This window comes from Treponema bryantii NK4A124, from assembly GCF_000421345.1.
GTDB lineage: Bacteria > Spirochaetota > Spirochaetia > Treponematales > Treponemataceae > Treponema_D > Treponema_D bryantii_B.
Window position 1 is genome coordinate 1 of the sequence record NZ_ATWV01000025.1, and the last position, 6,588, is coordinate 6,588.

The 6,588-nt window shown below is 35.0% G+C and carries 11 protein-coding genes; 4 read left to right on the forward strand and 7 right to left on the reverse strand.

Going from position 1 to position 6,588, the window contains the following annotated elements; translation table 11 throughout:
* Positions 1 to 49 precede the first annotated feature (49 nt).
* From G626_RS0114710 to G626_RS0114720, 3 genes are read left to right on the forward strand one after another with little or no spacing between them, the layout of a single operon-like run.
* Positions 50 to 643 (forward strand): hypothetical protein, encoded by a 594-nt coding sequence (locus tag G626_RS0114710; protein ID WP_022933546.1) that lies wholly within the window; start codon positions 50 to 52, stop codon positions 641 to 643.
* A 19-nt stretch (positions 644 to 662) separates the two neighbouring features.
* Positions 663 to 1,334 carry a hypothetical protein gene (locus G626_RS0114715; RefSeq protein WP_022933547.1) on the forward strand — a complete coding sequence of 224 codons (672 nt, stop codon included), beginning with the start codon at positions 663 to 665 and terminating at the stop codon, positions 1,332 to 1,334.
* Between the two features lie 20 nt (positions 1,335 to 1,354).
* Entirely contained in the window at positions 1,355 to 2,002 is a 648-nt protein-coding gene (locus G626_RS0114720) for a hypothetical protein (RefSeq protein ID WP_022933548.1), read from the forward strand.
* 167 nt (positions 2,003 to 2,169) lie between these two features.
* Here G626_RS0114720 and G626_RS0114725 read toward each other — a convergent pair whose 3' ends face one another.
* The 3 genes from G626_RS0114725 to G626_RS0114735 form a co-directional block, all read right to left on the reverse strand.
* Entirely contained in the window at positions 2,170 to 2,631 is a 462-nt protein-coding gene (locus G626_RS0114725) for a hypothetical protein (protein WP_196800504.1), read from the reverse strand.
* 135 nt (positions 2,632 to 2,766) lie between these two features.
* Positions 2,767 to 2,937, reverse strand: a complete 171-nt coding sequence (locus G626_RS18165; protein ID WP_022933550.1) for a hypothetical protein — start codon at positions 2,935 to 2,937, stop codon at positions 2,767 to 2,769.
* Positions 2,938 to 3,153: 216 nt separating this feature from the next.
* Positions 3,154 to 3,417 (reverse strand): hypothetical protein, encoded by a 264-nt coding sequence (locus G626_RS0114735; protein WP_022933551.1) that lies wholly within the window; start codon positions 3,415 to 3,417, stop codon positions 3,154 to 3,156.
* Positions 3,418 to 3,712: 295 nt separating this feature from the next.
* Between G626_RS0114735 and G626_RS0114745 the strand changes: the two genes are divergently transcribed.
* On the forward strand, positions 3,713 to 4,057 hold the full coding sequence (locus G626_RS0114745) for a hypothetical protein (protein ID WP_022933553.1): 345 nt from the start codon (positions 3,713 to 3,715) through the stop codon (positions 4,055 to 4,057).
* Between the two features lie 104 nt (positions 4,058 to 4,161).
* On the opposite strand, the gene G626_RS0114750 is transcribed toward G626_RS0114745, so the two are convergent.
* The 4 genes from G626_RS0114750 to G626_RS18325 form a co-directional block, all read right to left on the reverse strand.
* Entirely contained in the window at positions 4,162 to 4,794 is a 633-nt protein-coding gene (locus G626_RS0114750; RefSeq protein WP_022933554.1) for a hypothetical protein, read from the reverse strand.
* Positions 4,795 to 4,817: 23 nt separating this feature from the next.
* The gene (locus G626_RS0114755) at positions 4,818 to 5,702 is read right to left on the reverse strand and encodes a hypothetical protein (RefSeq protein WP_022933555.1); all 885 of its coding nucleotides are present in this window, start codon (positions 5,700 to 5,702) and stop codon (positions 4,818 to 4,820) included.
* A 23-nt stretch (positions 5,703 to 5,725) separates the two neighbouring features.
* On the reverse strand, positions 5,726 to 6,307 hold the full coding sequence (locus G626_RS0114760) for a hypothetical protein (protein ID WP_022933556.1): 582 nt from the start codon (positions 6,305 to 6,307) through the stop codon (positions 5,726 to 5,728).
* Between the two features lie 41 nt (positions 6,308 to 6,348).
* A partial coding sequence (locus tag G626_RS18325) for a hypothetical protein (protein ID WP_231365128.1) occupies positions 6,349 to 6,588 on the reverse strand: 240 nt, incomplete at its 5' end.

Sequence of the window (6,588 nt, forward strand, 5' to 3'; positions counted from 1 at the left end):
GGTCATTTAAATCGAATAAAAAACTTTTCATATAAGGAGAAAGGAAAGTATGAAAAAAATTACTTTAATGCTTTGCGCTTGCGCAATGGCGTTCGCTGGACTTCTGGTGTCATGTAGCAATGGCACTGAGAAATGGATTGATGGAACAAAAGGTGGCAGCTACTATGCATATGCCATCAGTGGAACTGTAACAGAGAAATTCGAGGACAGTACAACAACACAGACTACTGTATATACCCTTGCAAAGGGAACAGGTGGAATCAGTAATAGTATTAAAGATAGCAGAGACCAGAATAAAGATAATGTTTATTATGGATATATTAACTTTGATGGTAAAGGTGATAGATCTGTAACAAATGGTACTGCAGCTGCTGTAAAAACTTATAATTATTCATATGGTAAAGGTTTTAGTATTTATAAACTTGATGATGGTTACTATTTATCTTGCTGGGATAATATCTATAATTCTCTTAAAGGTTCCAGTGTATCATTTGATACAATTAAACTTGAATCAGCTCCAGAATTCGATGGTGAAGATTATACATTAAAGTTCACATTCGTAAAAGATGACAGCACAGAAAGCGCAACAGATAAAACAACATTCTCTGGTGAAATCGTTTTTAAAGCTGTAGACGCTGAATAATTAAAAGGAGAAAGACATTATGAAAAAAATCAATTTGATTCTTTGTGCCTGTGCAGTTGCACTGACAGGTCTTATGGTTTCTTGTAAGAATGGTAATGTAGAAAAGATTGATGTTACTAATACAGAAACTCGTTATATCTACAAAGTAAATGGTACAGTAACAATGACAAAAAAATCAGGTACAACTACAGCTGTAGATACTCAGGAAATTACTTACACAATTAAGGATGCATTTGCAGGTTCAACTAATTGGAATGATGGATATCAAAGATCTTATGATTATATTTCAGAAGGAACAAATGAAGTTTGGGAAAGCAATCTGAATTCTTATAATATCTTTATCTATGGTGGAGAAATTTCCGTATATAATAAAAACACTCTTGCAACAGGTACAGCTACTGAATATGTTCTTGATAATACAAACACAAATGATCCTTCTGCTAATAGCCTTCCTGCTCTTTCAATTCCGGAATTCGGTGAAATTGACGGAGATTACTATGTACTCGCAGATTCTGCATGGGTAAGTGCCGATGATGCATTTGATGGTTACATAGGAGATGATGAATTTACATTCAAGTACTCAAGTGCAGCTTATGATGGACGTATGACTCAGGCACAGAAAGATGCAAATGCTGTAAATAACACATCTGCAACTTATGACCTCACATTCACTCTTGTTGGTGAAGAATAATCTAAAAGGAGAAAGAAATTATGAAAAAGATTAATTTAGTGCTTTGTGCAGCCGCAATTGCCTGCACTGCTTTCTTTGCATCTTGTGATAACGGCGCAAAAACATATGTAGATGTAACATATGAGAACTATGAAAATACTTATGACCTTGTAAGCTTTACAGAGGTAGTAAAAGTTTCTGACGCAGAAACTGATGCTTCTGGAAATGCTGTAACTCATAATGATATTACAACTACAGGTGTATTTACTGCCGATACTAAATCTGCAAAGAATTCTGCAACAATCTCTTGGAAAGATTCTGAAGTAGTAGATGGATTTACAAGTTATTCATTGAAAATCAACAAGAATGTAGAAGGAAAAGGCAAGTCAAAAACAAACGATGGAGATTTTTCTGCAGAAGTTGATACAAACACTAACAATGAAGGAATCACAGAAGCAAATACCAAAACTTGGACTTTCTACAAGCAGGATGACAAGTATTATATCAAGGGCGCCAGCGGAAACATCAACTTGGTTTCTGGTGACCTCGAAAAAGATACAACAATCAGCTTTACAGATGTTGTAGTACAGGATAGATCTGGTATTAAGACAAAAGATGCTAAGGACAAATATATCAGAACAACAACCACAACTTACACAATCGTTCTTAAAGCATCTGAATCACTCTAATCTAACTAGAGCGTAATTCACAACAAAGGGCTGCCCGGATGGGCAGCCCTTTGTTGTCAGTTGTTAATCTACGTATTATGTAATATTACTAACTCTAGGGTAAGTAAATTTGCATTCACTTCTATCTGCTTTTGCAGCTACTGAAATATAGTATGTTATTCTTGAATTTATACTTCTGGAAATGATGTGTTTACGGATCTTACTTTGAAATAACCTTTGATACAGTTTGGATTAATTACGGCTATTTGTATATGATTTTTTTCACGAAAGCCGGCATTTTTGTATAATTCATTACCTTCAAAGAAAACTCCACGAACAGAATCGTATTCGTTTCCGGCAGCTTTTTCCTGAGCTACCAGGGAGTTAATTAAAAAACAATCCAATTTACGTTTATAAAAATCTTTGCCGGTGTTTTCAGGCAAATCAATTCCTTGAGAAACCAAATCATCATAAATTGCTTTTAGCTTTTGAAGATTTGCGATTTCCATAAAATCCAGGCATTTTCCTAAACAAATAACTGCCCCGACAACAGCTGGCTTAGTTATTTTTTGTTTATGATTTTGAGGATATTTTTTAGCTGTTTCTGCCCATTGCATAGCTCTTTCCGGATCATTTTCCCAGAAATACATGCCCTTTCCAAGCCAGTCATATACATTATCACTGTAATCCAGATGAATATCACCATTTACTAACTGGTTACAAAGGGTTTCATCACAGCCATGAAAACCGAATATTAGATTATCTTTTACGGTGTACATTAAACCTTATAATCCCTCATAAGGAACAGGATTATACTTTCCTGTTGGAATAAGCTTATTTCCAACAAGCTTATATCCACAATATGCGAGATTCTTTTCACTTAAAAGTCCGGTTTTTGCAGCAGCCTTCTGAACGCCCATTGATTTTCTTGGTAGTTTCTTAGCAGTTTCTTTCATAATACCACCTTTCAATTGCTGTACTTTTGTACAGACTAAGGACATTATAACATATTTATTAAAAAATTACATAAAAAAATAAGGGCTGCACTTCATCCGGGCAGTCCTTCATCTATTAACACGTTACGTCCAAATCACTTATCACAAAAATCTAAGCATCCACTTCAGCTGGCTTGTTTACAATTGTTGTTTTTCCAGTGGGTAAAAGCTTTACACTTAGTTTACCTTCATTAACAGTTTCATTATTTTTGTTTTATAAGCAGATTCATCTCCGGTACATTCCTGTAAAAGATACGATCCAAGTTCATAAGATTTTTCATTCATTTTCTTTACAAGATCCGGAATATCATCTGCACTTGCAATTATCTGACTATTTCTTATGCCAATGAATTTATGACCATTTTTAGAGAAGAAATCTTGATTGATATCTTTGAAGAATTCAAAGTCTTTAGACCTTTCTTCTTCAGTATAATTATTCATATCAGCGCTCCATAAATAATATAACATACAAAAATGATTTTGTGTAAAAAAATTGGATTACAAGTTCTAATCCAACCAATAAAGAAAAGGGCTGAGCATCCTTCAGTTCATTTACTTTCATATAAAGTAGACTCACTTTGTTCATTTCTGACACTTTTCTTCTAAAAAAAGTTGGAAAATCTTCTTTTACAGATCCGGATGAGCTTGAAATCAACACTATAGAGAATGTTGTTTATATAACACCGCACTTAACAAAGGCTGTATTCCGTTGTATCATTATGTGAGGTATGCTTCTATGATCGCTGCGAACAAAAAAGCAGGATTAGAAAACAAAGAGGCAATTGAAAAAGCTGTTGACCAAGCAATTAAAGAAAATCTTCTGGAAGGTTTTTTCAAAATTCACAGGGCGGAGGTAATCGGAATGTGTTTAGAAGAAGTTAGTGAAGAAGAACAAAGAAGAATCTGGCACGAAGATGGATTTACCGAAGGCATAAATAAAGGCCGCTCTGAAAAAGCTATTGAAGGTGCAATAAATCTTCTGAAAATGAAAAAGCTTTCTCCAGAAGAAATTGCAGATGCACAAGAACTTTCACTAAAGCAGGTACTGGAGCTGCAGGAAAAAGTTTTTGTAAAGGCATAGAGTTTAGCGACTGATTATTTAGTTATATTTATACAATAAAGAAGGGCTGCCGGTTATCCGGCAGCCCTTGCTGTTTAACAAACTGAGTTTTGGCTCAGATTAACTTACTGTGCTTTGAAATCAATCTTGTAAGTTGTTGTTGTTGTTGTTTCGTTTACTTCTTTAGAAGTAGCTGCAATTGTACCAGCATGATCGCTTGTATCTTTGTAAGTAAATTCGATAGAGAAATCTTCGCCACTTTCGAGATCGCCGTTTACAGTTACCTGTACAGCTTCACCATCGTTTGTGCGATAGAAGAGCTCATCATCAATTTTATAGAATTGAAGCCAATAAAGTGGAATTGATTCTTCTGTTGGATTTGCTGGAGCAAGAGTACCTGCTACAGAACCTGTATCAGTTTTGCTCTGATGTGTTCCTCGAACATTTCCAATGTTAACACCATACCAGGTAGTATAGTTTCCTTCTTTTATAGCTTCACTATCAGTCCAATAAATTCTTGCATAACCTGATGAAATGTTGTAAATGTTTGTTCTTGTCTCGTTTGTTGTGCTGGCTACACCTGCTTCGCTTACATAATTATCAGCTGAAACTGTCTGATATGTACCAGAGATTGTATAACGGTTTTCGTAACTAGTGCTTGTGACAAAGTTAATTTCCTGAGCGTTATTTTTACAAGATGCAAAGAATGCTGATCCTGCAAGAGCACATGCACAAAGAATCAAATTAATCTTTTTCATATTATTCTTCTCCTTTTTTAGAATTATTCAGCCTCTACAAGCTTGAATGTAAGTTCAATTGCAGTTTCGGAAGAACCTACATAAGTAGTATCATCCTTCTGAGCCTGTGACATATTCTTTCTGGTATTATTTGTTGTTGAGAACTTAATTGTGAACTCATCATCACCGAAATCACCGTCGAATGCATCTTCAGGAAGCTTTACATACTCATCATTGATTTCATAGTAGTAATCACCATCAAATTCATAGAATGTTAATTCAAGTGGATTGATGCATGGTTCTTCAACATAGAAATTATAGCTCATGCCACCCAGCACGCTACTATAATTAGGATAAGAAGATGAGTCTGCCTGATATGTAGCATCATCAACATAATTAGAAGAAAGAGAAAGCGCCAGTGGCAGGGATTGATAATCAGAATAAGACAAAGGATTGTCTCTAGTATTACTATTCCAAATGTTATTAAACTGAGTCATGAAAGCGGGAGAATATCTTCCAAATGGAAGGGCTACTCTTTCCTGTTTTACTTCTGTTCCCTCAACACCAAAACCATCATTCCACTTTGTTTCTGTAGCACTTGTTGCTCCAGCAGCTGTATATGATCTTGTCCAGTTTGCTGCACCAGAGATTGTAACTGAGTATTTATCATAGTTGCTGCCATTTACTTTATCATCAGACCAATTAACATCTCCAAGCGCTGTTTTGATGGTCTCTTTTATTACAGTAACATCAGTAGCAGCTGTAGTTCCGCTCTTTGATGTATTTGTTACACTACCTGTTACATTATAAGTATAATTGTTGTAGATAGTATTTACCTTAACATAGTCTTTTGTACCATTGTTACAAGAAACTAAAAGTGCTGCTGCAGCAATTGCACAGGCACCAAGAATCAAATTGATTTTTTTCATATTGTTCTTCTCCTTTTTAATGATTATTCAGCAACGCTTGAAAATGTAAGAGTTCCAGAATATGTTGTACTGTCAACAACAGTTGTAGATGGAGCTAAGAGGTTATCTATTGTATATTCATAAGAAAGTTTGAATTCGTCATCTCCAAATTCACCATCCAGAGTTACTTTTACAAATCTGTCTTTATTTCTACCGAGGTCAATATAGTAGCCATCATCTAACTTGTAGAGTGTACCTTCTGACCAAGAAATAGCATTTTTTTCTACGTTATATCTTTTTGTTTCAGTTGTACCTTCTGTATAAACTTTATCTGCTAAACCAGTAGCTTTGATTGTGTAAGTTGGTACATCACCTTTGCTTGTTTCATTGTCTGTCCAAGAAACAGAACCAGTAGCTTTTGTGAATGTGTAAACATCAGAAGTTGTATCTGGTTTTGCAATAGCACCATCAGCAGTTTTTACAGAAACTGATCCAGTCACCTTATAAAGGTAGTTATTAGATACCTCTGTTGTATCAACATACTTTTCAGTGCCGTTGTTACAAGACACTAAAAGTCCAGCGAACGCCATTGCGCAAGCGCAAAGCATTAAAGTAATTTTTTTCATACTTTCCTTTCTCCTTATATGAAAAGTTTTTTTTATTCGATTTAAATGACCGTTTTTTTCGGGAAGAGGTGTTTCACGAATTGTGTTTCACGGGGCTTTTTTGGGGAAAACTTAAAATTTTTTTGAGAAATTTTGAGGGGGCTTTTTGAATTTTCAAAGCGGGGAATTTGGTGTATAATTTTAAAGTTGTTTTCTTTGAAAATATGAATGTTATGAATCGGTATAAAAAATATCAGATTGTGATTATCTCTTTGTTTTGCCTGCTGGTGAATCTTGCGGGG

Excerpts from the sequence above, each read along its gene's own strand:
- G626_RS0114720 (WP_022933548.1), top strand. The coding sequence starts at position 1,355 with ATGAAAAAGATTAATTTAGTGCTTTGTGCAGCCGCAATTGCCTGCACT.
- G626_RS0114710 (WP_022933546.1), top strand. The coding sequence starts at position 50 with ATGAAAAAAATTACTTTAATGCTTTGCGCTTGCGCAATGGCGTTCGCT.
- G626_RS0114725 (WP_196800504.1), bottom strand. The coding sequence starts at position 2,631 with ATGTATTTCTGGGAAAATGATCCGGAAAGAGCTATGCAATGGGCAGAA.
- G626_RS0114745 (WP_022933553.1), top strand. The coding sequence starts at position 3,713 with ATGATCGCTGCGAACAAAAAAGCAGGATTAGAAAACAAAGAGGCAATT.
- G626_RS0114750 (WP_022933554.1), bottom strand. The coding sequence starts at position 4,794 with ATGAAAAAGATTAATTTGATTCTTTGTGCATGTGCTCTTGCAGGATCA.
- G626_RS18165 (WP_022933550.1), bottom strand. The coding sequence starts at position 2,937 with ATGAAAGAAACTGCTAAGAAACTACCAAGAAAATCAATGGGCGTTCAG.
- G626_RS0114735 (WP_022933551.1), bottom strand. The coding sequence starts at position 3,417 with ATGAATAATTATACTGAAGAAGAAAGGTCTAAAGACTTTGAATTCTTC.
- G626_RS0114755 (WP_022933555.1), bottom strand. The coding sequence starts at position 5,702 with ATGAAAAAAATCAATTTGATTCTTGGTGCCTGTGCAATTGCTGCAGCA.
- G626_RS0114715 (WP_022933547.1), top strand. The coding sequence starts at position 663 with ATGAAAAAAATCAATTTGATTCTTTGTGCCTGTGCAGTTGCACTGACA.
- G626_RS0114760 (WP_022933556.1), bottom strand. The coding sequence starts at position 6,307 with ATGAAAAAAATTACTTTAATGCTTTGCGCTTGCGCAATGGCGTTCGCT.